We start from the raw sequence: 1,558 nt of genomic DNA on the forward strand, positions 1-1,558 counted from the left end.
ATCAAGCGCGGGGATGTCGCGGGTCGTCCGGCAACAGACACGAAGCTTGCACTCATCGTCGTGCCGAGATGCGCCCAGTCGATCAACCCGGCCAGGCGCACCAGTGGATGCTTCAAATTGATCTGCTCAAGCAGCGGCTGGCGGAAGAAGTCTCGCTCTGTCACACGCGCTTTCGGACCCATTCGAACCTCATCGGAATTTGCAGGCTTGCACGCTTTAATATGCCCGTATCCTGCAATTCCGGTAATCCAGTTTCGCCCTTTACAGCCCGTCAGTAAGGGACTCGAGATTTTTCAGGATCGACGAGATAGCAAACGCAGTAAAAGCGCGAGCCGCACGGGCGGCAACCCAAGCGGCTCGCTGACCTCAACCAACTCAATGAGGGAGTTGACTGTGGCTGACGCTAATCTTAAAGCACGCCCATCCGTCACGGAACGCTCCGTGACCGTTCAGCAGACTCAGCGCTTTGATCGAAACTGGATCAAGCCCGCGCATCTGCGTAAAGAGCCGCCGCTCTATCCGTGGTTCAAGCTCGCCGGACGGTGGATCGAGCAGGCGGGTTCTTACCGGGACAGCGGGTCAAGATCGCCGTGGAATATGGGCGGCTTGTAATTGCCGCACAATAGAATTCGGGAGCTATATCTGGCTCCCATTTTATTGATTAAACTACGGAGTTTCTGATTAAAAATTGAACTTCATGCCTTTTGCAACCTTGAAGTCGCACAAGTTTAAATGATTGGAATTCATATATTCAATCAGGTCCTCCATCCCCAGGAAGACTTCATAACTTGTTGCATTTGGACCGTCGGTTAAATAATCCCTTTCAGACGGGTACACGACTTCCTCCCTCCGAAGACGAATTTGATCATCTACACTGTAAATAAAGAATGATCTGATCAGTGACGACTCGCCACCATCGATCTCAATTTGATCGATAAATTTCAACATTTTACCGCGCTTGATCGCATCAACGGGATTCATTTCAACCTCCTATCGCTATATGGACGTAGTCTTTTACGCCGTTTGATCCGCGATTTATATCGATATGAGGATACTCATGCCACGGCTTCCCTGGCCCATGCATAAAGACACGCCCTGTCTTAGGGTCAATAGCGTAATCTTTATGGTAAGCATACCCTATATTCTCAAATCTATTCATTCTATTAGGAATCTTATGCCCGTTCTTTTCCCTGTCAATGGGCTGCCTCCCGATCCCCCTAACTTTTTGAAATCCTGGAAATGCAGCATATAGCAATTGATCAGCCTCTTGCATATTCCTTACATGTACGAGTGTTCCTGCCTTCCCGTCTCGAAGCTGTTTAATCTTTTTCTCAAGCTCGCACTTTGTTAATTTAAGGCCCAGCGGGTCCATCCACCCGAATACATTCCGCGCGAACTGATACGGGTTGATACCTCCAGCTAGTCCAATCGGATCTTGCGAGATGAACGAGCCGGTGCTGGGATCAAAGTACCGATACCGGTTGTAATGCAACCCCGACTCATGATCGAAGTACTGCCCCTGCAACCGAATCGCCTGCTCGACCTTCCGCGTTTCGCA

The 1,558-nt window shown here is 49.9% G+C and carries 3 protein-coding genes and 1 pseudogene; 1 reads left to right on the forward strand and 3 read right to left on the reverse strand.

Annotation, left to right across the window (positions count from 1 at the left end):
- Positions 1 to 182, reverse strand: a pseudogene (locus QCE64_RS36320) (IS5/IS1182 family transposase); the annotation flags it as partial.
- A gap of 259 nt (positions 183 to 441) precedes the next feature.
- Here QCE64_RS36320 and QCE64_RS36325 point away from each other — a divergent pair.
- Positions 442 to 612 (forward strand): hypothetical protein, encoded by a 171-nt coding sequence (locus QCE64_RS36325; protein ID WP_310009177.1) that lies wholly within the window; start codon positions 442 to 444, stop codon positions 610 to 612.
- 69 nt (positions 613 to 681) lie between these two features.
- Here the strand turns inward: QCE64_RS36325 and QCE64_RS36330 are convergent, their stop codons facing one another.
- Positions 682 to 981, reverse strand: coding sequence for a hypothetical protein (locus QCE64_RS36330; RefSeq protein WP_310009179.1), 300 nt, complete (start codon positions 979 to 981; stop codon positions 682 to 684).
- A 1-nt stretch (position 982) separates the two neighbouring features.
- On the reverse strand, positions 983 to 1,558 hold a 576-nt coding region (locus QCE64_RS36335), incomplete at its 5' end, for an RHS repeat-associated core domain-containing protein (protein WP_310009181.1).

This window comes from Caballeronia sp. LZ043 (assembly GCF_031451075.1).
Taxonomy (GTDB): domain Bacteria; phylum Pseudomonadota; class Gammaproteobacteria; order Burkholderiales; family Burkholderiaceae; genus Caballeronia.

Excerpts from the sequence above, each read along its gene's own strand:
- QCE64_RS36330 (WP_310009179.1), bottom strand. The coding sequence starts at position 981 with ATGAATCCCGTTGATGCGATCAAGCGCGGTAAAATGTTGAAATTTATC.